Annotated in this window: 26 protein-coding genes and 1 other annotated feature; of the genes, 10 read left to right on the top strand and 16 right to left on the bottom strand. The window is 37.1% G+C overall.

From position 1 onward, the window contains the following. Positions 1 to 11 precede the first annotated feature (11 nt). Complete coding sequence (locus tag MKZ14_RS03560) at positions 12 to 536, top strand: CotY/CotZ family spore coat protein (protein WP_004230953.1); 525 nt, start codon at positions 12 to 14, stop codon at positions 534 to 536. 63 nt (positions 537 to 599) lie between these two features. Here MKZ14_RS03560 and MKZ14_RS03555 read toward each other — a convergent pair whose 3' ends face one another. The 6 genes from MKZ14_RS03555 to MKZ14_RS03530 all read right to left on the bottom strand — a co-directional run bounded on the left by MKZ14_RS03555 (position 600) and on the right by MKZ14_RS03530 (position 5,650). Then, entirely contained in the window at positions 600 to 1,001 is a 402-nt protein-coding gene (locus MKZ14_RS03555) for a hypothetical protein (RefSeq protein WP_244905056.1), read from the bottom strand. 53 nt (positions 1,002 to 1,054) lie between these two features. Next, positions 1,055 to 2,431, bottom strand: coding sequence for a magnesium transporter (gene mgtE / locus MKZ14_RS03550; RefSeq protein ID WP_036076671.1), 1,377 nt, complete (start codon positions 2,429 to 2,431; stop codon positions 1,055 to 1,057). A 406-nt stretch (positions 2,432 to 2,837) separates the two neighbouring features. Next, positions 2,838 to 3,746 carry an RluA family pseudouridine synthase gene (locus MKZ14_RS03545; protein WP_036076821.1) on the bottom strand — a complete coding sequence of 303 codons (909 nt, stop codon included), beginning with the start codon at positions 3,744 to 3,746 and terminating at the stop codon, positions 2,838 to 2,840. 1 nt (position 3,747) lies between these two features. Then, complete coding sequence (locus MKZ14_RS03540) at positions 3,748 to 4,542, bottom strand: NAD kinase (protein ID WP_339280617.1); 795 nt, start codon at positions 4,540 to 4,542, stop codon at positions 3,748 to 3,750. Then, positions 4,539 to 5,210 carry a GTP pyrophosphokinase family protein gene (locus MKZ14_RS03535; protein ID WP_004227437.1) on the bottom strand — a complete coding sequence of 224 codons (672 nt, stop codon included), beginning with the start codon at positions 5,208 to 5,210 and terminating at the stop codon, positions 4,539 to 4,541. Before MKZ14_RS03535 ends, MKZ14_RS03540 begins: the two co-directional genes overlap by 4 nt. 56 nt (positions 5,211 to 5,266) lie before the next feature. Then, positions 5,267 to 5,650 carry a hypothetical protein gene (locus tag MKZ14_RS03530; RefSeq protein WP_004227440.1) on the bottom strand — a complete coding sequence of 128 codons (384 nt, stop codon included), beginning with the start codon at positions 5,648 to 5,650 and terminating at the stop codon, positions 5,267 to 5,269. Between the two features lie 126 nt (positions 5,651 to 5,776). Between MKZ14_RS03530 and MKZ14_RS03525 the strand changes: the two genes are divergently transcribed. The 4 genes from MKZ14_RS03525 (at position 5,777) to MKZ14_RS03510 (ending at position 8,582) form a co-directional block, all read left to right on the top strand. Continuing rightward, complete coding sequence (locus MKZ14_RS03525) at positions 5,777 to 6,364, top strand: CYTH domain-containing protein (RefSeq protein WP_103117496.1); 588 nt, start codon at positions 5,777 to 5,779, stop codon at positions 6,362 to 6,364. Between the two features lie 29 nt (positions 6,365 to 6,393). Beyond that, positions 6,394 to 7,152: a lytic transglycosylase domain-containing protein gene (locus MKZ14_RS03520; RefSeq protein ID WP_048392027.1), complete on the top strand. Its 759-nt coding sequence runs from the start codon at positions 6,394 to 6,396 to the stop codon at positions 7,150 to 7,152. 220 nt (positions 7,153 to 7,372) lie between these two features. After that, positions 7,373 to 7,780 carry a hemoglobin gene (locus tag MKZ14_RS03515; RefSeq protein ID WP_004227447.1) on the top strand — a complete coding sequence of 136 codons (408 nt, stop codon included), beginning with the start codon at positions 7,373 to 7,375 and terminating at the stop codon, positions 7,778 to 7,780. Beyond that, positions 7,773 to 8,582 (top strand): DsbA family protein, encoded by an 810-nt coding sequence (locus MKZ14_RS03510; protein ID WP_004227450.1) that lies wholly within the window; start codon positions 7,773 to 7,775, stop codon positions 8,580 to 8,582. The genes MKZ14_RS03515 and MKZ14_RS03510 overlap by 8 nt, the downstream gene beginning before the upstream one ends. Before the next feature lie 391 nt (positions 8,583 to 8,973). Here MKZ14_RS03510 and pepF read toward each other — a convergent pair whose 3' ends face one another. From pepF to spxA, 4 genes are all read right to left on the bottom strand, one after another. After that, positions 8,974 to 10,791 (bottom strand): oligoendopeptidase F, encoded by a 1,818-nt coding sequence (gene pepF / locus MKZ14_RS03505; RefSeq protein WP_103117494.1) that lies wholly within the window; start codon positions 10,789 to 10,791, stop codon positions 8,974 to 8,976. Positions 10,792 to 10,842: 51 nt separating this feature from the next. Continuing rightward, on the bottom strand, positions 10,843 to 11,961 hold the full coding sequence (locus tag MKZ14_RS03500; protein WP_103117493.1) for a competence protein CoiA family protein: 1,119 nt from the start codon (positions 11,959 to 11,961) through the stop codon (positions 10,843 to 10,845). A gap of 193 nt (positions 11,962 to 12,154) precedes the next feature. Beyond that, on the bottom strand, positions 12,155 to 12,823 hold the full coding sequence (gene mecA, locus MKZ14_RS03495; RefSeq protein ID WP_004227456.1) for an adaptor protein MecA: 669 nt from the start codon (positions 12,821 to 12,823) through the stop codon (positions 12,155 to 12,157). A gap of 433 nt (positions 12,824 to 13,256) precedes the next feature. Next, positions 13,257 to 13,652 carry a transcriptional regulator SpxA gene (gene spxA / locus MKZ14_RS03490; RefSeq protein WP_025116803.1) on the bottom strand — a complete coding sequence of 132 codons (396 nt, stop codon included), beginning with the start codon at positions 13,650 to 13,652 and terminating at the stop codon, positions 13,257 to 13,259. A gap of 490 nt (positions 13,653 to 14,142) precedes the next feature. Further along, positions 14,143 to 14,364 (top strand) — a binding site (T-box leader). A 116-nt stretch (positions 14,365 to 14,480) separates the two neighbouring features. Here spxA and trpS point away from each other — a divergent pair. Next, complete coding sequence (trpS, locus tag MKZ14_RS03485) at positions 14,481 to 15,470, top strand: tryptophan--tRNA ligase (RefSeq protein WP_333006260.1); 990 nt, start codon at positions 14,481 to 14,483, stop codon at positions 15,468 to 15,470. Positions 15,471 to 15,472: 2 nt separating this feature from the next. On the opposite strand, the gene MKZ14_RS03480 is transcribed toward trpS, so the two are convergent. From MKZ14_RS03480 to MKZ14_RS03470, 3 genes are all read right to left on the bottom strand, one after another. Continuing rightward, on the bottom strand, positions 15,473 to 15,694 hold the full coding sequence (locus MKZ14_RS03480) for a hypothetical protein (protein WP_016994330.1): 222 nt from the start codon (positions 15,692 to 15,694) through the stop codon (positions 15,473 to 15,475). 106 nt (positions 15,695 to 15,800) lie between these two features. Continuing rightward, on the bottom strand, positions 15,801 to 17,042 hold the full coding sequence (gene fabF, locus MKZ14_RS03475; protein WP_048392031.1) for a beta-ketoacyl-ACP synthase II: 1,242 nt from the start codon (positions 17,040 to 17,042) through the stop codon (positions 15,801 to 15,803). 30 nt (positions 17,043 to 17,072) lie between these two features. Next, positions 17,073 to 18,011: a beta-ketoacyl-ACP synthase III gene (locus MKZ14_RS03470; protein WP_048392032.1), complete on the bottom strand. Its 939-nt coding sequence runs from the start codon at positions 18,009 to 18,011 to the stop codon at positions 17,073 to 17,075. A 465-nt stretch (positions 18,012 to 18,476) separates the two neighbouring features. On the opposite strand from MKZ14_RS03470, the gene MKZ14_RS03465 reads away from it, so the two are divergent. Then, a complete protein-coding gene (locus tag MKZ14_RS03465; protein WP_004227469.1) occupies positions 18,477 to 18,671 on the top strand; it encodes a YjzD family protein in 195 nt (64 codons plus the stop codon). A 49-nt stretch (positions 18,672 to 18,720) separates the two neighbouring features. Here MKZ14_RS03465 and MKZ14_RS03460 read toward each other — a convergent pair whose 3' ends face one another. Next, entirely contained in the window at positions 18,721 to 20,847 is a 2,127-nt protein-coding gene (locus MKZ14_RS03460; protein WP_333006261.1) for an AAA family ATPase, read from the bottom strand. A gap of 269 nt (positions 20,848 to 21,116) precedes the next feature. On the opposite strand from MKZ14_RS03460, the gene MKZ14_RS03455 reads away from it, so the two are divergent. Next, positions 21,117 to 21,803 (top strand): Crp/Fnr family transcriptional regulator, encoded by a 687-nt coding sequence (locus tag MKZ14_RS03455; protein ID WP_103117492.1) that lies wholly within the window; start codon positions 21,117 to 21,119, stop codon positions 21,801 to 21,803. Between the two features lie 60 nt (positions 21,804 to 21,863). Here the strand turns inward: MKZ14_RS03455 and MKZ14_RS03450 are convergent, their stop codons facing one another. Next, positions 21,864 to 22,172 (bottom strand): metal-sulfur cluster assembly factor, encoded by a 309-nt coding sequence (locus tag MKZ14_RS03450; protein WP_103117491.1) that lies wholly within the window; start codon positions 22,170 to 22,172, stop codon positions 21,864 to 21,866. A 53-nt stretch (positions 22,173 to 22,225) separates the two neighbouring features. Further along, complete coding sequence (locus tag MKZ14_RS03445) at positions 22,226 to 22,990, bottom strand: prolyl oligopeptidase family serine peptidase (protein ID WP_066036275.1); 765 nt, start codon at positions 22,988 to 22,990, stop codon at positions 22,226 to 22,228. A gap of 121 nt (positions 22,991 to 23,111) precedes the next feature. Between MKZ14_RS03445 and MKZ14_RS03440 the strand changes: the two genes are divergently transcribed. Continuing rightward, a complete protein-coding gene (locus tag MKZ14_RS03440; RefSeq protein WP_333006265.1) occupies positions 23,112 to 23,921 on the top strand; it encodes a Cof-type HAD-IIB family hydrolase in 810 nt (269 codons plus the stop codon). Between the two features lie 142 nt (positions 23,922 to 24,063). Continuing rightward, complete coding sequence (locus MKZ14_RS03435) at positions 24,064 to 24,921, top strand: DegV family protein (protein ID WP_333006266.1); 858 nt, start codon at positions 24,064 to 24,066, stop codon at positions 24,919 to 24,921. Positions 24,922 to 24,932 lie beyond the last annotated feature (11 nt).

The following is a 24,932-nucleotide window of genomic DNA, read 5'->3' as shown; positions in this document are numbered from 1 at the left end:
GGGGTGACAATATGGGTTGTGGTAAGCCAACAAATCCTATTGGACCAATCCATTCAGCAGGCTGCGTTTGTGACGTAGTTCGCGCTATTTTAGATATTCAAAATCAAGCGGTGCGAGATGAGTGTTCTCCATGTACAGCAAACTGTTTCTTAGAACCACTAGGCGGGATTGTTAGTCCTGCACGCTCACAAGCAGATACACGTGTCTTCATGTTAATTACAAAAGATGGTACTCCTTTCAAAGCATTCTTTAACTCTCCAACAGCAGATCCTTGTATTTGTACATCCGTATTCTTCCGTGTAGAAGATATGTTTGATGAATGCTGTGCTACTTTACGTGTTTTAGAGCCATTATGTACATTTGACTCTAGTGAAAGTACAGTAGACTTACTAAGCAAAGATGGTTGTTGTATCAACATGAAGAAAATCTGTAAAGTAGATGACTGGAGCTCAACAGATAGCTGTATTACTGTGGATTTATCTTGCTTCTGCGCTGTACAATGTATCGCTGATGTTGACTTAGGGATTTGTGACTAATTCTTTCACCTTTGACACACACACATAAAAAAAGTGTACAGCATCCTCTGCTGTACACTTTTTTTATAATGTTGGCAATTTTCTTCCACGCCAAAGTATTTGCTGTATATCTTCAAAATGAATAGTTTCCTGTATTTTTAATTCTAATGATGTAAGCATCAAGGAATCACTCTGTACGTCTGAAGCTGTCCCAGTTAATTTTCTACCATCCTTTAAACAAACTAATAGTGGCTGATAGGCTCTCTGACGAAATGGTTTTTCTAAAAATTGGAGCTGTTTCAGTAAATAAGGATCTATTTGTACATCATCTATTGGATCATTTTTTTCTTCAGCTATTTGCTCATCGAACATATTGTCCTTTACATAGACAGATGTACTTTCATCCAAATCAAGTTCATGTAACACCTTAGAAATATTTAAAAAATAAGATGGTGATTTTATAAACAAGCGTGGTTCTTGATCCACTTTACTCACTTCCCTTTTTTCCATACAATATGCGGAAGTAAGCAAATTGGTTCTTAGCCTATTTGGCTTAAGAAAACTGTCGCTAAACCCAAATAAATTAAAATACTTGTAATATCATTTAAAGTTGTAATAAAAGGTCCTGATGCAACAGCAGGGTCTATTTTTAGTCGATGCATTAACAATGGAATAAATGAACCTGCTAATGTCGCCACTAAAATGGAACCACAAAGTGCTGCCCCTACTAACATGCCTAGGACAAGTTCATGTTTCCAAAAATAAACGATCCCAATAACAATTAATCCACAAACTATGCCTGACATTAAGCCAGTACCTGCTTCACGTAATAGTAACTTGAATTTACTATGTTCTTCTACATCGCCTGTTGCAATCCCTCGAATCGCCACGGCTAATGCCTGTGTTCCACTATTCCCTGACGTTCCAGAAATTAATGGAATAAAGACGGCTAGTAAGGCTACCTTATCTAAAGTATCTTCAAATTGCCCCATTAGGTTAGCTGTTAACATACCTAAAAACAGTAGAACCACTAGCCAAGGCAAACGTTTTCTAGCCGCTTGGAATGGTGTTACATCAAATTTATCCATATCCGAAATACCAGCTAATTTAGAGTAATCCTCAGAAGCCTCTTCATCAATAACATCAATAATATCGTCAACCGTGATAATACCAAGTAATTCTCCTTTATCATCAATAACAGGTGTCGCTAAGAAATTATAATCCTTCATAATTTGTGCGACTTCTTCTTGGTCATCCCCTACATGTACCATCACGACACGTTCATTCATAATTGAACGAATAAGTGTATCCTCGTCAGCAATGATTAAATCTCGTAAAGATATAACACCCGTCAGACGATGTTCTTCATCCACTACAAAAATATAATAAACAGTTTCTGCATCTGGTGCCTCTTTACGCAAAATGGCCATTGCTGAACGTACTGTTGAATTTTCTGGTATAGCGACATATTCAGTTGTCATGATAGAACCGGCTGTATATTCATCGTATCTTAGTAGCTCATTAATATCTTCAGCCGCTTCTTCATCCATCATTTCTAAATAGCTTTCACGCTGTGCCGTATCCAGTTCATTTAAGACATCTGCCGCATCATCCGCATACATATGAGAAAGCATTTCTGCACCGTATGATGGATCCATTTCAGCAAGATATGCTTTATATTCATCATCTTCAATATCGATTGCCTCAAAAATATCAGCCATTTCTGTCGGAGACAAGAACGAATAGATGATTTTCCTTATATCAGGTTCCACCTTTTCATAAAACGTTGCCTGATCATATGGATGAAGTTCTAAAAACTCATCACGGAATGCGTCAATATTATGTGCTTCTAGCATTTCTCGTAGATGTGCCTCATCAAATTGCACATCATCCTTTTCATTTCTTTCCTCTATCATGCTTGTCCCCTCCTTCCGAGCTTTCAATCATTTTACGGGCAATGCCGTAAATCTACCTTCTATATAATAGAGTGTATTGTACCTTTTCTGCAAACTCTTTTTTAAGTTATTTTTATGAGTAGTTGAGCAGATTTTTATAAAATTCAATATTACGCCTAAAATCATGACGATTCTATTTTACTATACCTTACCTTTGTCACTTTGTTATGAATAAGGTGTAAAAATAATCTACTTCTCTAACATACCCTCTGGTTAATGGTCGTTAACGCGCAGAAAAACAATACGTTTTCAAGCATACGATCTGGAATAGCTGTTAACAACTGCCCTCCAGAAGAATTCGCCAGTTTAACCTTAATCAAAAAATGATAAGGAGATGCTCGTTTGTGCGAACATCTCCTTCTAAAATTTATGCAGAAGATTCCTTCAGTAACCTTTGCATGTCTTCATTTAGCATACTTGTAAAATGTAATGGCACACTTGTTAAAGGATGTTCCATACTTAAAGATACACAATGGAGTGCTTGTCGATCAATCTGAAGACGGCTACCCCCATAAAGGTCATCACCAACAAGTGGATGTCCGAGATGCGACATGTGCACACGAATTTGATGTGTACGCCCTGTATGCAGTTGAAGTCGTACATGTGTCATTGGTTCAGCACCTAGTAAAAAGCGCTTCAGAACCTTTACATCTGTATGTGCATATTGCCCATCTTCTCGTACTTCTCTTTCAATAATACTAGCTTCTTTACGACCAATCGGCGCTATAATCGATTGAAAATTTTGTTCGATATGTCCATGTACAATGGCTTCATATTGTCTTGAAATCTCCCTACTACGCTGAGCAAGCCCTGTTAAATGATGAATATGAGCATGCTTAGCTATACAGAGTAAACCTGATGTATCACGGTCCAGCCTTGTAACAATATGAGCCGTAGAATCCAATCCTTGTTGCTGGAAATAGCCACAAACTAAATTAGCAATGCTGTTCGTTGGATGCTCTCGTGAGGGGATCGTGCTTTGGTGAGCTGGTTTGTTGAGCACTAAGATGGCATCGTCTTCGTAGACAATGGTCAAATCGCCATGCTCGATAGCAAGCCCTTCACTTTTTTCTTCAGGAGGAAACGTTACTTTCACACAATCACCAGCTTGCAGGATATGCCTTACATTACGTTCGACATCATTCACAGTCAACATACCACCATCGAATTTAATAGCGGTTAGAGCTCGCTTAGAAATACGCCACTCTTGAAGGGCTTCGCGTAATAGTTGGCCATTTTTCTTCGCCACAAATTGCAATGTAAATCGTGTATCCATATTATTCATTTGCGACAAAGGATTCATGCACTCGCTCCCAAAATGGGAATGGTCGGAAACGGGCAAAACGTACTTTTTCATTTGCTACATTAAACGCTATCGCTTTGACATCACCTTGTGTAATTTGCAAGTGATCAACAGTCATATTAAAATTTTGTTCATTTACAGGACGCAATACACAATGATGGTGCGCTGGCAAAATTAATGGTGATCCTACTGTTCTGAACACACGGTTATTAATTGAGGCAATTTCAGTAACTTGAAGTGCTGCAAGTGTAGGATGTATGATGGCCCCACCTAGTGCTTTATTATAAGCCGTACTACCCGACGGAGTGGATACACAGAGGCCATCTCCACGGAAACGTTCAAACTGATTGCCATTTAACTCAACATCCATTACAAGTGTAACATCTGGCGATTTGACTGTTGCTTCATTTAAAGCTAGATACGTATTTGATTCTGCATTATGATGCTCTACCTTTACTTCCAGCAGTGGATATTCCACAACATTAAAATCCTTTTTAGCAATGGATAAAACTAATTTTTCTAATTCAGATGGTTTCCAATCCGCATAAAATCCTAAATGCCCAGTATGGATACCAACGAAGGCTACCTGATCTAATAAATGGGAGTATCGATGAAAGGCATGCAATAGTGTGCCATCTCCTCCAATCGAAACAACAATTTCTGGCGTCTCTTCATCATAGGTCAAGCCAAAATCCTGTAAATAGGTTTTAGCAAGTTCCATCAGCTCGTTGGATTGTGCATCTCTACGTGATTGAATCGAAAATTTCATTGTGCGTCACGCTCCTTCTCCGTTAGTAAATTAGGATTCGATGCTTCTTTATATTCGCTAAAGTAGGCCTGTGCCTCTTGAATTTCACTACGAATGGATGACATTTCCTCATCCAACCGAAATGCTGCCTCGGCAGCACTTTGCAAGCGATTCTTAATCTCTTCTGGGAACATGCCCTTATATTTATAATTTAAAGAATGCTCTATTGAAGCCCAGAAATTCATGGCTAGTGTACGGATTTGTATTTCCGCTAATACTACTTTTTTTCCTTGAATTGTTTCAACAGGATACTCCACTATCATATGGTAGGAGCGATAACCACTAGGCTTATTATGTGTAATATAATCGCGTTCTTCCACTACACGCATATCTTTTCGCTGACGAATTAGCTCAGTTACCGTTGAAATATCATCAACAAATTGACACATAATCCGAAGGCCAGCAATATCACCAAGTTCATCACCAAGTTGTTTAGAAGGCTCAAAAGCTAGTCCTTTTTCTAACGTTTTGTCATATATACTTGCTAAAGGCTTGACACGTCCTGTAACAAATTCAATTGGCGAATTGGCATTAACAATACCAAATTGCGAACGCATGCCCTTTAATTTTACTTTTAATTCGTCTACTGCTTGTTTATAAGGACTTAAAAAAATTTCCCATTGTCCCATTGTAAAAACCTCCCGACAATCGGTATCGAACACCACCGTCTGTTCGTTTTGTCTTTCTATTCAGCAAGAATAGCCTTGAAGTGTTGTTCCACTGCCTGGACAAATTCTGCCCCATAATTGTAATTTCCTTCAATATTATACACGAGCATTTCCAATTCCTCGTAGAAATTTGTCAGCTCAATCACTTCTTCACCTATTCGTAGCAATGGATTTTTCCCTTTTTGTAAAATATGTACAAGATTCTCCCAACTACTCGGTGGAAAACGCAAGTAATGATAGTCTTCACCTGCATCAAGTAAATAAATGAATGCAAAATCATCTGAATCTGCAATGAGTTGTCCAGCAGGTTTTAACTGTAAATTTACTTCATTGTCGTTTAAACTAAAATGAAGTTGATCTTGTTCAAAATTCGATGTATCTATTGTATAAATTTTACGCACATGCGGTTCCCCTTTTCGTTGTACTCTTCCTCTTATTTTAGCACACAGGGTAAATAGTTGCAGTGTGTAAATATTAATTCGAGCGAAACAACGGATGAAAAATAAAAAATAAATAGGTGACTATAAATGACACAAGAAATTGAAATTGAATTTAAAAATCTATTAACAAAACAACAATACGAGCAATTATTACAAGAGTTCCACATTAGCCAAAATGCTATTCATCGTCAAACAAATCATTATTTTGACACACCTAATCAAGCAATTCGCAACCTACAAAGTGGTCTTCGTATTAGACAAATTGGTGATTATTTCGAATGTACGCTCAAAGAAAAAAACGCCGAGCATGCTCACCTTGAAACGACGGATGAAATAACAGCAATAGAGGCGCAACAAATGTTAGATGGCAAAGGATTTTATGCTCAAGAGGTAGCTAAAAGATTAGCTCTTCATCACATTCCTTTAGAACAATTGCATGTATTTGGTTCTCTCACTACAGATCGTGTCGAAATTCCTTACAAAGAGGGACTTCTCGTTTTTGATCATTCTTTCTATTTGCAGCGTGACGATTATGAGGTAGAATATGAAGCAAAAGATGCAATAAAAGGAAATATAATTTTCGACGAATTTTTACAAAAATATGGTATTGATAAGCAACCAACTGATAAAAAAATTGCTCGTTTTATGAAGGCACTAAAAGCACAAAATTTATAAAAGTAGAAAAAAGGAAGGTGTCTGACTCCTTGGATATTCAATCATTCAAATCTTTACTAGAAATTCGGGCTTTGCAAACACTTGGATCAAGCGAAAGTTCACCCACAGACAATGAGTCTATTTTTTCTGATATGATTAACGAATTATTAGGAGAAACTTCGACAGCAAGTAATGCTAAATTATCAAGCTTGCTTGCTACAGGAACAGCAAATAATTCAAATTTCGTCAAAGAATTAGCTACTTTGGAGCAAAGTCCATTAGAATCATTACTTTACAAAGGGTCTAATGCTGTGTTTATACCTGAATCAGTCAAACAAGCTTTAGCAAACACATATGCTAATAACAAACTTGATTCCTATGTTTCAGACGATGTAATAGGCTCTACAGCATATGCTAATTCACTAGCAGGATCAAATGAGTATACTGCCATTATTGAAAAAGCAGCCGCTACTTATCAGATACCCGCGAAGCTTATTGCAGCGGTTATTAAACAAGAATCTAATTTTAATCCAACTGTAGTAAGCCATGCGGGTGCACAAGGTTTAATGCAACTCATGCCCAAAACAGCACAATATTTGGGTGTGACTAACGCTTTTGATCCAGAGCAGAATATTATGGCTGGTGCAAAATATTTGCGTCAAATGCTAGATAAGTTTAATAATGACCCTTCACTAGCATTAGCAGCTTATAATGCTGGCGCATCTCGTGTTACGAAATATGGAGGAATCCCTCCTTTCAAAGAAACACAGAATTATGTCAAAAAAGTGATGAATTACTTTACAGTGTAATCGCATCTTTCCTGTTATCTATGTCATTTCCAACAAATTTCACCCATAGTGGTGAAATTTGTGCTTTTGTAGCGAACAGCAATTCGAAAGAGCTCTTTGTTTGTGTTAACGAAAAGACGTTGATAGAATGAAGGTAGTCACAAGAATTTCACAATTTGATGAGGATGAAGTATACAATATGGTACTTTACGATATAAAGAATTAAAGGAGCATATAACTTATGAGTCGAAAATACACTGTTCCTTATGAGGAGCTGGGAGCTGAAAAACTGTCAGAACTCATTCATGCGTTCTATAAAAGAGTTGCTCAGCATCCTGATCTTATTCCAATCTTTCCAAAGGATTTAACAGAAACAGCCCGTAAACAAATTCAATTTCAAACACAGTATTTAGGAGGGCCAAATCTTTTTACTGAGGAGCATGGTCATCCGATGATGCGTGCACGTCACATGAATTTTCCTATTACACCTGACCGCGCTCAAGCTTGGCTAGAGTGTATGTCAGAAGCAATGGATGAGGTAGGTTTGGAAGGGAAGTTCCGTGAAACTTATTATCAACGTTTAGTATTAACAGCTCATCACATGGTTAATACGCCAAATGACGATGAGGGGGAATTGTTACGTGAATAATATTCAAATGTTGCAAGAGCCAACGCCAACGATTTCTACTGCAAACAAGCCAATTGAATTGTATATTTTCGTAGATCCACTTTGCCCTGAAGCTTTCAGTATGCAAGCAACTCTTCGTAAATTACAGCTTGAATACAACCATTACTTCACATGGCGCTTTGTTTTAAGTACAGAACTTACTTCTTTAAATTGCTTAAGTAAACGTGTCAAAGGCTGTATTTCAGGAATCGAACTTGATATTAATCACCCTGTTTTACCTTCTATCGCTATTAAAGCAGCTGAATTACAGGGGAAACGTGCAGGTGCGCGTTATTTGTCGAAACTACAAGAATACGTATTATTAAGTCATCAAGATGTAAACTCCTATGCAACGCTTTTAAAAATAGCTGAGGATGTTCAACTCGATATGAATGAGTTTACTGTTGACTTTGGTTCAAAAGAGGCAGCACGTGCTTTCCAATGCGATTTATATATTAAACGCGAAATGGAAGTAGATGAAGTACCAAGTATCGTATTTTTCAATGAATGTATTGAAGATGAGGGACTAAAAGTTAGTGGTAGCTATTCCTATGAAGTTTATGAACATATTTTACAAGAAATGCTGAACGAACAGCTTGTCCGTCAGCCTTTACCATCAATAGAGGACTTATTTTCTAAATTCCATACTCTTTCTACAAATGAAATAGCTTTTATCTATTCATTAACAGAGCAAGCAGCAGAGCGTGAACTAAAGAAACGCATGCTGCAACAAAAGATCGAACGAATCCAGACTACTCACGCTACGTTATGGCGTCTTAAATAATAAAATAAACAAAAGGGACTCCAATCATCATGATGGAGTCCCTTTTTCAAGATAACGCAAAATACAAAGAAGCGCCTCTATCCTCGACCGATAGAGACGCTTCTTTTTCACAAAGGGGATGGGAGAAATGTTCACGTTCAAACAAAGGGGTGTATGTTTGTTTTGTGATTTATTTCACAAGAATTACTCTATCATGGAATAATATATTTAGCAATGAAACCAATACTAGATTCACAAATTTGTCAAATAGAAAGCGATTACAAACAGTATTTTTCCAAGATGCACACTTTTAAACTATTTAGAAATCAAAAAAAAACATTATTCTTTCCTTTTAATTTATGCTGTTAATAAAAATAATTGGGCTATAGGAACATTCCTATAGCCCAATTAATTAGTTATTTAACAATAATTTTTCTAATTCATTTAAACGTTCTTCAAATACTTTACATGCATCTTCAATTGGCTTAGCTACGTTCATATCAACGCCTGCTGCCTTTAATACCTCAATAGGGAAATCAGAGCATCCCGCTTTTAAGAAGTTATTAATATAACGTTCTACAGCTGGTGCACCCTCCTCTAAAATTTGTTTACTCAATGCTGTAGCGGCTGATTTACCAGTCGCATACTGATAAACATAGTAATTATAGTAGAAGTGTGGAATACGAGCCCATTCTAAGCCTATTTCCTCATCAACCACCATATCATCACCGAAGTACTTTTTGTTTAATTCATAGTAAACTTCTGTTAAACGATCTGCTGTCAAGGATTCACCGTTCTTATCCATCTGATGAATAAGGTGTTCGAACTCTGCAAACATTGTTTGTCTGAATACCGTACTTCTGAAGCCATCTAGCCAATGGTTTAATAAGTATATTTTTTGTTGTGGATCATCAATTGTTTTCAGTAAATAGTCATTTAATAACTCTTCATTGCAAGTAGAAGCGACCTCTGCCACAAAAATAGAGTAGTCTCCATAAACAAAAGGCTGGTTGTTACGTGAATAATAACTATGAACACTATGGCCAAATTCATGTGCTAATGTAAATAGATTGTTCACATTATCCTGCCAATTCATTAAAATATACGGATTCGTACCATAGGCGCCTGAAGAATAGGCTCCACTACGCTTCCCTTTATTCTCTAAAACATCGACCCAGCGGTTATCCAGTCCATTTTGAACGATGCTTTGATATTCCTCCCCTAATGGAGCTAAAGCCTTTACTAAAATATCTTTCGCTTCATCATAAGAGACCTTCATTTCCACCTCTTTAACTAGTGGCGCAAATAAATCCCACATATGCAATTCGTCTACACCCAATAATTTCTTACGCAACGAAATATAACGTTGCATAGCTGGTAAATGCTTATGAATTGTTTCCACCAGCTGATCATAGACATTTTCAGGAATGAAGTTATTAGACATGGCAGCGTGGCGTGCAGATTCATAATGACGAATTCGAGCACTTACATTATGCTTCTTTACATTACCAGTTAGCGTAGCCGAGAACGTATTTTTAAACTTGCCGTATGTTTCGTACATAGCCTTAAATGCGCCTTCACGTACAGAGCGATCCTTGCTCTCTAAAAACTTGATATAATTACCATGCGTAAGTTGTACTTCTTCTCCCTCTTCATTTTTCACATGAGGGAATACCATATCGGCATTGTTTAACATGCTGAATGTATTCGAAGCTGTACCTGTCACCTCAGACATTTGCGCTAGCAATGCCTCCTGTTCGGCTGGTAATACATGTGGACGTGCCATTGTAATTTCTTTTAAAGATTGCTTATATAGTTCTAGGTCTTGATTTTCTGTTAAGTAGCGTTCAATCGTTTCTTCACTTAATGACAGAATTTCTGGCGTTAAATAGGAAAGGCCAGCTGAGATACTCGTTGCCAATGTTTGAATACGGCTGTTCATATCTTGATAAAAGCTATTTGTAGTATCTTGATCATAGCGCATATGAGCATATGTGTAGAGCTTCATTGCACGTTCATATATATGATCATGATACTGTAAAGCTGCTAATAATGCCTCTGCCCCATTATTTAAAGTACCTGCATAGCTAGGTGCTTGTTTAGCAAGCTCTGCAACCTCCTTCAATTCCTCTTCCCAAGCTGCATCTGTTGCAAAGATGTCTTCTAAGCGCCATGTTAATTCTTCTGGTACTTCTTTTCGAACCAAAACCTGATTACTGTTACTAGCCATATATGCCAGCCCCCTTTATATGTGCTTTTTTCCTTTTACTCTCATATTTTCTCAGTATATTGTGGCAATTGCAAATAAATGTACATAGACTTGCTCACAATTATCTAGTAAACCATCCTCATGATGCATACGCTTAAGAAGATACCCATAATTTTGAATAGCCCTGAGTGCTTGTTCGGTTACTTCCAGCTGATGCTTACATAAAAAGTTTTCCATCTGCCCCTTTGTTAATTCAAATGGAAGACGTCCTAATTGTTTACTAAAATAAAACAGCATTATTTGCCACTCGCTCGTAAACAAAGGGATAGCTGCTCCTTCTTTCACTGGAATACCAATGTATGGTGGCAGAGCAGTAAGAGAAAGATTTAATTCATAGCAATTACGTAAAAATGGATCTTGTGCCCCCTTCTTGCTATGTAAAAGACGACTATGCGCAAATTGCCTACAAGTCTGTTTATAGAGCTGCCAATAGCGTTGAAATTCTTCTGGGGTAATACGTTGAGGTCTATAAAAAGGGAAATGTTGTAGATCGACCGAAATTTTCTGTACTTTACCTATGAAAGTATGCCCATGAACATGAAGAAGATTCGTCCAATAAACAAACTGGGCTGTCACCGGGTTGTACGTCAATAAATATGGTAAATCCGTTGTCGTTATAAACGCCTTTTGCAGCAGTGGAGAGATTCTAATTTTTCTGATGCCGTTGACAGCTTCTTTGCCTTGTGGAGTTTGAAAAAGCCAAATTGCTTGTATATCGTTTCTTTCATAGCCCATTGTTCGTTGGTGCCATTTTTCATGAGAGATAGTACTACATTGAAATTCAACTGCAAACTGCTCCTTATCGAGTGTAACAAGCAAATCTGGGCGCTGAGAAACCTCCTTTAAATATGGTTCTAGTTTCACCTGATGTCCATGCTTTTGGAGCCACTCATATAATTGCACTTTACCTTGTAAATGTATTTTAGATTCACCTTCTGCGAACAGCTGTGAACATTGATTTTTTGTGAAGTGAGCAAAGTGGGGAATATTATAGTTACCTATTTTCAATTGAACTTGTTCTAAACATTGAGGGCAATAAAATTTCATTTGCCGCCTATATCGCTGTAAAGCTTTCCTCGTATATTGATATGGGAGAAATAGTTGCTGTTGATTGTTATAGGCAATCAGCATAGTATCAGCTCCTTTTTAGCCAACTATAATAGAATGGATTTTCACTAACAAAAATAAAGCACCTTTTTCTTGAAATTTTAAAAATGCGCTCTTATTCAAGCTCTTTGATGCTGAAAACATAAAAAAGGACTGTAGCGAAACTCGATTCATTTACGAGTTTCACTACAGTCTAAAATAATTAGTATTTCATTGCCTATGCAAAGTATTTTCGAACTGTTTCAAAGCAATTGAATTCCATAATCTTTTCACCGTACTCCTCTAGACGATGAATTGTAAAATTGGATGGTGTTAAAAATTCCTTGATAACTGCATTTCTATCATGACGATTTAAATCCTCATCTGCGTTTCCGAAATCAACAACTAGATAGTACCAATTTTCATATTTGAATAATGAGGAATCCACTAATTCGTCTGTCATTCGTTTTGCGACAGGGATTAACTCATCAATATCTTTAAATTTATAAACATAAATGTCTGTATCCATAAATAATTCTGACTCATCCATGTCACCAAATTGAGTTAGTTGGCTAAGAAGATCCTCTCCAACTTCATCGAATGGTGCAAACATATCTTTGTGTTCATCAAAATTCGAATGACCATCTAATGTTTCACCGTCTTTTAAAATATGTGCACGTGTGACAATGATTTCTAAGCCTACTTCAGATGCATTGATATGAATCCAAATCGGACCCTCTACATCAAAATAATCCTCCGTGTTTACTTCATCAATCATATCCCAAAAAAGTTGTTCACCCTTTGCTCGATTGTACCAAATTTCTTCACGACTATAGCCGCGATCCTCTATATCATTGTACGTAATAAAGAGCTTGAGTGTATTTTCATTTACACGTTCGATGTCCACTAGACCTCATCTCCCTTCACTGTCATATGTCGAAAAACAGTTTGTTTCATTAGTATGCTTTTATTCTTTGTTTTTAACCTTCATACTGCATTTGTTTTTCAACCTTTGACCACACTACAGTAAAACCATCGAGTAACCGTAAACATGAATTTTTGTGTTCACAGTTGTCTCTAACTCTATTGTATGCTGTTCTGTCATAAAATGAAAAGGATATACACCGTTTCACAGAAGATATTTGAATTATTGAAATTGTAGTAAACTATTTAACTTAAATCAAGTTTAACATACTTTTACGGAAATATATGACTTTTCCCTATTAATTATTATACTTCATATAGAAGGTTTTACAGAAGTAAAACATAAAAAAAAGATGTCACAACATGTATTCCACATCTGTAACATCTATTACATATATTATTCAGAATAGAAAGGTTTAATTCACCATTCGTTGCGCTTCTTGTAATTGATATGCTCGAACTTTTCGAGGTAAGAAACGACGAATTTCATCTTCATTGTAGCCAACCTGCAGACGTTTTTCATCTAAAATGATTGGTCTACGTAGTAAGCCAGGATATTCCTGAATTAATTCATATAAACGTTGTAATGGTAAGCTTTCAACATCCACATTTAATTTTTGGAATATTTTAGAACGAGTGGAAATGATTTCATCAGTTCCATCTTCTGTCATTCGTAAAATTTTTTTTATTTCACTTATGCTAAGCGGTTCAGAAAATATATTACGTTCTGTATATGGAATTTCGTGCTCCTCTAACCAAGCTTTTGCTTTACGACAAGAGGTACAACTTGGTGATGTAAATAGGGTTACGATCATTCTGACACATCCTTTCATTTAAAAATCATTATCTATAAACCAGAACCAATGTGTTAAATTAGAATTAATGTAATGTAAAATACACAGTACCATTATACAGTACTCAGCTGTATTTGAATATAGTTCCAATAAAAAAATCTGAACCTATCCATAAATATTCTGTCTATTCATACAGCTTTCAAATATGATGTATTTTCTTCAAACTTATGTGCTACTACTACCATTCCCATTTTTAAAGCATTTTAAACATCTAAACAGATATCTCAGTTGTTCTCATTTAAGAAAAATAATCGAGAAAATTGTCAATCCCATGTGTACATCCAAACAATTTTTTAATAAAAAATTATAAATTTATAACAAAATTACATAACAAAAAAAGCATATAATTTTTTCTAGAAAAAAAACACCGTCAAAAGTCTGACTTTACACAAAGGAATCTTTATAATATAATTCTTTGCAATCAAATCAATTTGAACAATTTAAATTGAGAAAAACGCTGACGAAGAGTAGTACATATGCTAATTCACGTATAGAGAGTCTGTGGTTGCTGTAAACAGATCGTGGATGCATGTGGAATGGACTTCCGAGTTAGCTTTGTGAACGCTACTTGAAGCTATTAGCAAAGCTCGTCCCTTCACGTTACGAAGCTGAGTGGCCTTTTTAGGCAAGCTGGGTGGTACCGCGGATTCAAACATCATTCGTCCCTTCATTAGAAAAAATCTAATGAGGACGCATGATGTTTTTTTGTCTTCATCACCAAGTTGAAAGGTGAAGACAACGCTGTGACACAAGTTACAGCAATTGAATTCGAGGAGGAATTTTTTAATGACAACTATTTTTTCTGGCGTACAGCCTACAGGTATCGTAACATTAGGGAACTATTTAGGAGCATTCAAGCAGTTCCCGGCACTACAAGATGAAGGAAACGCTATTTATTGTATCGTTGATCAACATGCCATCACTGTTGCACAAGATCCTAAAGAATTACGAGAAAGTATTCGTAAGCTTGCTGCTACCTACATTGCTACTGGCATTGACCCTAAAAAATCGACATTATTTATTCAATCAGAGGTGCCAGCGCATGCTCAGGCAGGATGGATGTTACAATGTGTTGCGTCTATCGGTGAGCTAGAACGTATGACACAATTCAAAGATAAATCACATGGTAAGGAAAGCGTATCTGCTGCTCTTTTAACATATCCACCGCTAATGGCTGCAGACATTCTACTTTATAACACAAATATTGTCCCTGTCGGCGATGATCAGAAGCAGCATATTGAGCTAACTCGTGACCTTGCAGAACGCTTTAACAAACGCTTTGGCGATGTTTTAACGATTCCAGAAATTCAATTACCAAAAGCAGGTGCACGCATTAAATCCTTACAAGAGCCAACAAAGAAAATGAGTAAATCAGATCCAAATACGAAAGCGACAATTCGCTTATTAGATACTGCGAAAGACATTGAGAAAAAAATTAAATCAGCTGTAACTGACTCTGACGGCATCGTTGCATTTGATGTGGAAAATAAACCAGGTGTTTCAAATTTATTGACAATCGAATCAGCTATTTCAGGGGTAGCCGTTGAAGATTTAGTCAAAAAATATGAGGGAATTGGTTATGGTGGATTCAAGCAGGGTGTAGCAACAGCAGTAATTGAACACCTAACACCTATTCAAGAGAAATTCTATCATCTAGTAGAATCATCAGAATTAGATGTCATTCTAGATGAAGGTGCTGAAAAGGCGAATGCGATTGCTAGTACTACATTAAAACGTATGGAAGATGCTATGGGTCTTGGTCGCGCACGTAGCTAAACTTACGGCTTGTCTGAGGATCGATCAAAGCCCAAATCAAGCACAACTGCGCAGATGATGATACAGGCTCCTACCGCCATATAAAATTCTGTTGTTTGAAAAATAAATTTGAAAACAACCTTCCATGAATAACCTAGTGTGCGGTAATTTAAATACAATATGAGATTCCCTACAGAGAGGATCATTAAGCCATAACTTACTAAAAATAAAAAGAGACGAAACATAGTAATGGCATCCTTTCTATTTCTTCTTACTTATCATTTATTCACAAAACTATAAAAAAAGACGTCAGCCATTTAAATTTGGCTGACGTTTTTTTATGTTTATCTATTATGCTTCATATTTTTTGAATAGGAGACTTGCATTATGACCACCAAAACCAAGAGAATTACTCATTGCATATTGAATATTTGCTTCTCTTGCTTCGTTTGGAACATAATCTAAATCACATTCAGGATCAGGATCTTTTAAATTGATTGTAGGTGGTAAAATCCCTTCTTTAAGGGCTAATGCTGTGAAAATAGCTTCCACACCACCTGCTGCTCCTAATAAGTGACCCGTCATAGATTTTGTTGAGCTCATTGCAAGGTTATACGCATGATCACCAAAAGCAGTTTTCACAGCTTGTGTTTCGAATAAATCGTTATATGGCGTACTTGTACCATGGGCATTAATATAATCAACTTGTGATGGCTCTACGCCACCATCTGTTAATGCTTGCGTCATCGCACGTGCTGCACCTTCACCCTCTGGAGCTGGAGCCGTAATGTGATGCGCATCCCCAGTTGCACCATAACCTAAAACTTCAGCATAGATTTTGGCACCACGAGCTTTTGCATGTTCATATTCTTCTAAAATGACAATACCCGCTCCTTCTCCGATAATAAAGCCATCTCGGTTTTTATCGAATGGGCGACATGCAGCTTGTGGATCTTGATTTAATGATAGTGCTGTATTGGCACAAAAACCTGCAACCGCCATTGTTACGATTGGTGATTCAGCACCACCAGAAATCATAACATCAGCATCTCCACGCTCAATTACTTTAAAGGCATCACCAATAGAGTTTGTGCCTGAAGCACATGCCGTTACAGAACAAGAATTAATCCCCTTTGCACCAAAGTGAATAGAGACTTGGCCCGATGCCATATCAGGAATCATCATTGGGATAAAGAAAGGACTAACACGTCTTGCGCCACGCTCTTGGAATGTTAAAAATTGTTGTTCATATGTTTCCATCCCACCGATACCAGAACCAATCCATACACCTGCACGTGGAGCTAGCTCTTCATCAATTGTTAGCTGTGCATCTTCCATTGCCATAATAGAAGCCGCTAATGCGTATTGTGTGAAGCGATCCATTTTACGTGCTTCCTTACGATCAATGTATTTTTCAATATCAAAGTCCTTTACTTCTGCGGCGATTTTTGCGGCAAAAAGATCTTTATTTAAACGTGTCAGCTCACCAATGCCAGATTTACCAGCTTTAATGTTTGCCCATGTTTCTTCGATGCTATTTCCTAGTGGTGTAACTGCGCCAATTCCTGTAATTACTACTCGTCTTTTACTCATTGTCTTACTCCCCTCAAGCATTTTTCCTACTTATTTTCCCCATCTCATGGCTACGGCACCCCATGTTAAGCCGCCACCAAAACCTACAAGGACTAATAAATCATCCTCTTTAATCTTACCTGCTTCGAGCTCATCTACCAAGGAAATACCAATAGATGCTGCTGAAGTATTTCCGTATTTATGAATCGTTTTTGACATTTTTTCTGGTGGTAGCTCTAAACGCTCACGTGCAGATTCCATAATACGTATATTTGCCTGATGTGGCACTAGGAAATCAACGTCTTCTTTTGTTAATCCCGCTTTCTCTAATACATTAACAGCCGATTCACCCATTTGTCGAACAGCAAATTTAAACACTTCACGACCATTCATCGCAATTGTATCTTGCTTTGTTAAATAAAGATTCTTTCCGCCTGTACCATCTGCACCAAGTTCAAAGGATAGAATACCTCTACCTTCAGAGACTTGCCCAATGATAGCTGCACTGGCACCATCGCCAAATAATACAGCTGTATTGCGATCTTCCCAATCAACGACTTTAGACAGCTTTTCAACACCTACTACTAAGACATATTTATAAGCATTTGCCTCAACAAAGTGCTTTGCTGTCACTAAACTATATATAAATCCTGCACATGCTGCTGCTTGATCCATTGCTGCAGCATTTACTGCTCCGATTTGTTCCTGAATCATACAAGCTACACTTGGAAAAGTTTGATCCTGTGTGACAGTTGCTACAAGAATTAAACCAATTTCCTCAGGCGTAATACCCGCATTTGCAATAGCTTCTTTTGCAGCAGCTACTGCCAAATCTGAAGTTTCCTGATCATCTGCCGCAAAATGACGTTCTTCAATGCCTGTTCGAGTACGAATCCATTCATCAGAAGTATCCATGATTTTTTCCAAATCAAAATTTGTAACGACCTTCTCAGGAACATATTTGCCTATTCCTATAATACCTGCGTTCATATAGCAACCCCTCAGCTTTCTTACTATCAATTATTAGTAACTGGTCATAATTATAACGCATATAAAAGGAATGACGCAAGATGATTTAAAATTTATGCGGCTGAGGGTAGTGTTCTTTGAATATAGAAGTGAAGAATTTTATGGAATGAGGTTTTTCTGTTTAGAGCTTTATCTATCGTACTTTGTTGAGCTTGTTCATTATTTTTCAAAGCACCTTGCATCATGTATGAGCGGTGTTCTTCCCTTTTGGAGCACTTTTCACCCGCTTAGGAGCGCATTCCCCTATTTCAGAGCTGTTCCTAAATACTTTACATTACCAAACATAAAATACTAAATCTCATATTTGTTGTGACAAAATCGCCATGTTTCACATAAATCGTTCATTTTTTTTTGATTTATGTTATGATATGATAATGAATATGAGTAAAACCTTATGATGAAAAAAGTTCGGTTGAGGTGAAATTAATGCAATATATCGTAACGTTCATATGGTCATTCCTACTAGTTTCTATGTTAAACTACGTAGTCAGCTCTGTACTTGGTGTACCATTTGATTTCAAAACTGGAGCAATCGTTTCTGTTGTATTCTCCATCCTTATCTTTATTATTGGAGCAATCATTCCAAACGACCCTACACCAGAAGCTGCAGACCATCATTAATTCAGCTAGAAAAAACCTGTTCAGCTTCATGCCGAACAGGTTTTTTCTGTTATTTTTCCACAACACATTGACCCTCATGCATTTTCACATGCAACGTCTCCCCTGGTAAAACTTCTCCGCGTAATAGTTCTTTAGCAACGGCTGTTTCGATATGTCGCTGTACAAAGCGTTTTAGTGGTCTTGCCCCAAATTGGGCATCTGCACCTTGCTCTACTACCCAATCAATGACATCTTGCTCGACAGATAAAGTAATTTCTTGCTCTGCTACACGTTTAATCAATTGCTCCACATACTTCCAGGCAATCGCAGTAAAATGTTTAGTAGATAATGCATGGAAGAAGATGATATCATCCATTCTGTTTAATAGCTCAGGTTTAAAATGTTGTCGTAGGGCTGACATGACTAAGTCCTCCACAGCCTCATCATTTTCCTTTGCCTCCATTAAATAACTTGATCCGATATTCGAAGTTAAAATGACTACTGTATTTGTAAAATTCACCATTCGTCCCTGACTATCTGTAATGCGCCCATCATCTAAAATTTGCAATAAAATGTTCGCCACATCAGGATGAGCTTTTTCAATCTCGTCTAGTAGCACCACAGAATAAGGATTTCGGCGAACTGCTTCCGTTAGTTGTCCACCTTCCTCATAGCCCACATAGCCTGGAGGAGCCCCAACAAGTCGAGACACACTATGTTTCTCCATGTATTCACTCATATCAATCCGAATAAAGTGATCTTCTGAATCAAATAACTGTGCAGCAAGTGCCTTGGCAAGTTCTGTTTTACCTACACCAGTTGGACCTAAAAATAAAAAGCTACCAATAGGTCGGTGTGGATCTTTGATACCTGCACGTGCACGCCATACCGCTTCTGTCACTAATTGAACTGCTGTATCTTGTCCAACCACACGTTCATGTAATGTATCCTTTAAACGTAATAGTTTTTCACGCTCACCCTCTACTAATTTTGTTACAGGGATTCCTGTCCAACGTGAAACAATTGCAGCGATTTCATCTGCTGTTACCTCTTCACGTAAAATACGAGATTCTGCACCGTTCTCTAATTCCTTTTCAAGTACCTGAATGTCTTTTTCAAGTGTTGGAATTTTACCATGACGTAATTCAGCAGCTTTATTTAGATCATATTTACTTTCTGCCTCATCTAGATCACGACGATATTTATCCAATGTTTCACGTTTTTTCTGAATATCGTGTAGTTTTTCTTTTTCTGCTTCCCATTGTTGTCGCATGCCCTTAGATGATTCTTTTAACTTAGTTAATTCTTCGCGTAATTGCTCCAGACGTTTTTTACTTGCCTCGTCCTTTTCCTTACGCAATGCCTGTTCCTCAATTTCAAGCTGCATAATACGACGTGTGACTGCGTCTAATTCCTGTGGCATTGAATCAATTTCTGTACGAATCATTGCACAAGCCTCATCAATTAAATCAATGGCCTTATCAGGTAAAAATCGTTCTGTAATATAGCGATTGGATAGTTCTGCTGCCGCAACAATTGCTCTGTCATGAATACGTACTGCGTGATGTAATTCAAAGCGTTCCTTTAAACCACGTAAAATGGATACCGTATCCTCTATAGATGGCTCACGTACTAGTACTTGCTGGAATCGACGTTCTAAGGCAGGATCCTTTTCAATGTAAATACGATATTCGTCTAAGGTAGTAGCACCAATACAGTGTAATTCACCACGTGCTAGCATAGGTTTTAGCATATTTCCTGCATCCATAGCGCCATCTGTTTTTCCTGCACCTACGATCGTATGAATTTCATCAATAAATAGAATGATTTGTCCTTCTGATTCTTTTACTTCTTTTAGCACACCTTTTAAGCGTTCTTCAAATTGTCCACGATAACTTGCACCAGCGATTAACGCACTCATATCTAATTCATATAATACACATTCTTTCAAGCCTTCTGGTACATCACCTTTAACAATACGCTGTGCTAAACCTTCCACAATTGCCGTTTTACCAACTCCTGGTTCACCGATTAATACAGGATTATTTTTTGTTTTACGTGTTAGAATACGAATTACATTTCGAATTTCTTCATCACGCCCGATAACAGGATCCATCTTGCCATTTTTTACTTCTTCAATTAAATTGCGTCCAAATTGTTCTAATGGTTTTTTATTGTCTGTTTGTTGAAATTGCATAGCTAGCACTCCTTTTATTCATATTTCTCATTATTTATATACCCATTCTTATTCATTAGAAAAAAAGTTTGACCTTTTTTGACTAACTTTATTTTACATCACTCGACAATGCTTAGCAAAGAAATCGCCCTAAAATTTTTTCACTAATTATGGAAGTTTACGTTATAATAATGGTATGTTTCTATGTTTTAGTATCGAAATCCACTATCCTTTTGTAATAATCGCCATTTATTACAAAAAGAAAGCGATGTGTTGGAGATATGGTTTTAATGGATAATATGTTTGAAAAAATTAAAGATCTTTTTCAAAACCACGGTGTTTTTATCAAAGTGAATAAAGGAAATAAAATTTTTCTAGAGGGTGAACGGGCAAAAGAAATTTATTACATCCAATCAGGTGTTATTTCGATTAGCCAAGAATCCGAGACGGGTAAGGAATTAACCATTCGTATTTGTGGCCCTGACAGCATAATAGGAGAAGGTTCGTTATTTTGTAATCTCGTCTATAATTCGATGACTGCCAAAGTTTTAGAACCCTCTACGTTGTATGTTTTGAGTCGTAAATCTTTGGAGCATTTACTAGAAGAGCAGCCGACAGTTATGGTGGAATACATGAAGTGGCTACAAACAGAAAACTTAAAGCATCAGAGTCGTTTGCGCGATTTAGTGTTAAACGGAAAAAAAGGTGCTCTATTTTCAACGCTCATTCGGCTGTCCAATACGTATGGTAAACCTGTAGAAAATGACTCGATTTTTATTGATTTTCAGCTAACAAATACAGAAATTGCAAATCTGTGTGCGACAAGTCGGGAAATGATTAATCGTATGCTGAATGATTTAAAAAAACATGAGATTATCACTTTTGATAAAGGATTTATTACCATTCATGATTTACAATTTTTAAAAAATGAAATTGCCTGTGAAAATTGTCCATTACAAATATGCCGTATCGATTAGTTTCGTTACAAGCAAAAACCCTGCTTATTTTTCAATAAGCAGGGTTTTAAATAAGCCATTTTAACGTACGCCCAATGCCATTTTGGCATAGCGTGACATTTTATCTTTCGACCAAGGTGGATTCCATACAATATTAACATTTGTACTTTTCACTTCTGGAAGTTCACCTAACGCCGTATTCACTTGATCCACAATGACTGGACCAAGTGGGCAGCCCATAGATGTTAGTGTCATCGTAACAGTTGCAACACCTTCATCATCTAAATCCACATCATATACTAAACCTAAGTTGACAATATCAATGCCAAGCTCAGGATCAATTACGTTTTCTAAAGCACCTAACATGCTATCTTTCATATCCTGATCCATTCGTATTTCTCCTTCCATCATAGTGTTAACCTTATCATAGCAGATGCACCCTATTATGCCAAATGCTGTGCAAGCCATGCTGTAGCTGCTAGCATACCGTCACGTGGTACAGCATGTCCAGCCCGTTTGTTAACCATGAACTTTAAATATTCAGGGTTTGCTTCATAGTATTCCCGTAATGTTTCATAAAATTTATACGTTTCATGAAAAGGAACTGTTTTATCTAATTCTCCATGCCAAAAGAATACAGGGCGGCCCGCGAATTTTTCTGGTGTTAAACTGACATCATATTTAGCAAGGGCTTCATTAATTTTTTCAACGTCTTCCTCTGACATCGGCCAGTTAACTCCGCTTTTAGCAAATTGTTGCAATTGGTATTCACCCAATTTTATAAAACCAGGTGCACCCATGCATATTGCAGCTGTTTGTATCCAATCATAAAGTTTCAGACAGCCTGATGTCACGATGCCACCCATTGAAGTGCCTCCTATGCCAATTTTATGACTAGCTAATAAATTTTTATTCTTTAATTCATCATATAATTGTTGTACTTCATGAATAGAATTTAAAACAATGTCCCAAAAATTTAAATTCATTTGCATTTCCGTTAGGCCTTCGCTACGCTCACCATGAAATTTTGCATCTGGCAATAGGACACGCACCCCTTTATGCACCAATTGGTATGCATAGTGTAAGTTATGTTCTTTTGCACTCATAAAGCCATGCAAAAAAATGACTACCGGGGTTTCTTCATTCATATTGTCTGTATGTATATGTAATAAAGGAATATTTCCCCACACTTCTTTTTCTACAAACATTATTGTCACTCCCAACTATTCTCTCATCTTTATGTTAGCAAACTTTTTTCACTGTGACAAAATTTTGACGAATGTAAGACAAAGAGATACTATTCAAACTATAGGAAAGGGGCAACGAGCTATGAAACCGCATTTAATCGTATTAGACTTAGATGGAACTTTATTAACAGATCAACAGCAAATTTCTGCAAAAACGAAAAAAACATTATTGCAGGCTAAGGAACAAGGGCATCAAGTGATGATTGCGACAGGACGTCCTTACCGAGCAAGTACTTTTTATTATCAAGAACTTGGGCTCACTACACCCATTGTTAATTTTAATGGCGCATATGTGCATCATCCTAAAAATGTCTCTTGGCAACATATGCACACACCAATTGATTTAAGTGTCGTACATGATGTCGTTGATTCTATTAACAGTTATGAATACGAAAATATTATCGCTGAGGTAAAAGATGAAGTTTATGTTCACACAGAGGACGATCGTATCTTAAATATCTTTAATATGGGTAACCCAAAAATTACACTTGGCGATTTATACACACACCTCTTGGAAAATCCTACAAGTTTGCTGATTCAGGCAAATGAAGCCAATTCGGTTATTATACGTGATCATTTACAGGCAGTGCATGCTGAAGTCATTGAACATCGTCGATGGGGCGCGCCACTTCATATTATTGAAATTGTGCGTCGCGGCTTAAATAAAGCTGTGGGTATTGCACATGTGGCAAAAGATTTAGGTATTCCTCGTGAGCGCATCATCGCATTTGGTGATGAAGACAATGATTTAGAAATGATCGAATATGCTGGACTTGGTGTAGCGATGGGGAACGGTATTTCAAGTCTTAAAAACATTGCCAATGAAATTACGACAACGAATAATGATGATGGAATTGCAAAAATACTCATTGAACGCTTGAAATTATCATAGTTAAGTAGTAAGTTCAAGTTAACATTCCATTTTTACCAGTTTAACTTTATTCAGTGGTACCCCTTCCATTTATCTAAAGTGAGTATCTACTGAATAAAGTTAAAAAGCTTTAAAAGTAAGTTGAAATTAGGGGGACAAGAGAATGAAGATTTTTACGGATAGTGGATGTGATCTACCAAAATCTTACTATGAAGAAAATGATGTCGTGCTACTCCCTTTACGAGTGCAATTGAACAACAAAGAATATGAAGATGTGATTTCAATTGATTCCAAAGAGATCTATGATGCAATACGCCAAGGTGGTCAGCCAAAAACATCACAAGTGTCACCTGAGCTCTTTTTGAAGCATTTTGAGGAGCTAGCCAAAAATGATGAAGAAGGTATTTATATCGCTTTTTCATCAGAATTATCAGGCACATATAGTACTGCTCAAATGATTCGCAATCAGGTACTTGAGCAGTATCCTTCCTTAAAACTAGTCATTATCGACTCTAAATGCGCATCACTAGGCCATGGCCTTGTCGTGGAAGAAGCTGTACGACTGCGAAATATAGGAGTATCCTTAGAAGACATGGCCTCTAAAATAAACACCCTTGCACCTCAGGTCGAGCATTTATTTACTGTAGAAGACTTAGATTACCTTGCAAAAGGTGGTCGTGTATCAAAAGCTAGTGCATTTTTAGGTGGCCTTCTTAGTATTAAGCCTATTTTAAATGTAGAAGATGGCAAACTTGTACCGATTGAAAAGTCACGCGGTCGAAAAAAAGCACTTAATCGTATGTTAGATTTAATGCAGGAGCGTGGTGGCAGCTTTACAAATAAAATCGTAGGTATTAGCCATAGTGACGACGCTGCCTTTGCGAATGAAGCAAAAGCCTCTATCCAGGAGCGTTTTTCACCTCAAGCTGTGCAAATTACCATGATAGGTTCCGCGATCGGCTCACATGTCGGACCTGGGACTATTGCAATTTTCTTCACAAATAAAAGCTTTGAAGGCTAATAAAAAGCATG

It is taken from the genome of Lysinibacillus sp. FSL P2-0066, from assembly GCF_037969495.1.
In the GTDB taxonomy this organism is placed as follows: domain Bacteria; phylum Bacillota; class Bacilli; order Bacillales_A; family Planococcaceae; genus Lysinibacillus; species Lysinibacillus boronitolerans.
The sequence above is the reverse complement of the archived record's forward strand: the minus strand, read 5'-3'. Positions and strand labels throughout refer to the sequence as shown.